Source organism: Luteimonas sp. TWI662 (genome assembly GCF_039673825.1).
Taxonomy (GTDB): domain Bacteria; phylum Pseudomonadota; class Gammaproteobacteria; order Xanthomonadales; family Xanthomonadaceae; genus Luteimonas.
The window spans coordinates 1-552 of record NZ_JBDJMI010000061.1 but is presented as its reverse complement, the minus strand read 5'-3'; the positions used below and the strand labels follow the sequence as shown (position 1 = coordinate 552).

Below are 552 nucleotides of genomic sequence, written 5' to 3'. Positions count from 1 at the left end.
GGGCAGACGGGCGGCGACGAGGTGAGCTTTGCGAATGTCGATGGCGATGCGCGTCGGCTCAGCGGGGTGGCCGCGGGTGTCGATGCGACCGACGCGGTCAATATGAGCCAGTTGAGCGAAGTCGCGGGCGAGGTCGGCGATCTCGGGGCGCTGGCGGTGCGCTACGACACCGATGCCGACGGCAATCCGGACTACAGCCGGGTGACGCTGGCCGGAACCGGTGGCACGGCGATCGGCAATGTCGCGGCAGGCGAGGTCAGCGCGACGAGCACCGAGGCGATCAACGGGGCGCAGCTGTTCGGGGTGGCCGGCTCGGTGGCCGACCATCTGGGGGGCGGCGCGGGCGTCAATGCCGACGGCACGATCTCCGCACCGACCTACGTGATCCGTGGCGGCAACTACACCAATGTCGGCGATGCATTCGACGCGGTGGATGGTGCGTTCGACGATCTGGTCGTCGATGTCGGCGACCTGGGGGCGACTGCGGTGCGCTACGACACCGATGCCGACGGCAATCCGGACTACAGCCGGGTGACGCTGGCCGGGACCGGC

General features: G+C 69.6%; 1 pseudogene. It reads left to right on the top strand.

Annotated features, from left to right (window positions below):
- Positions 1 to 552, top strand: a pseudogene (locus tag ABE488_RS17740) (hypothetical protein); the annotation flags it as partial.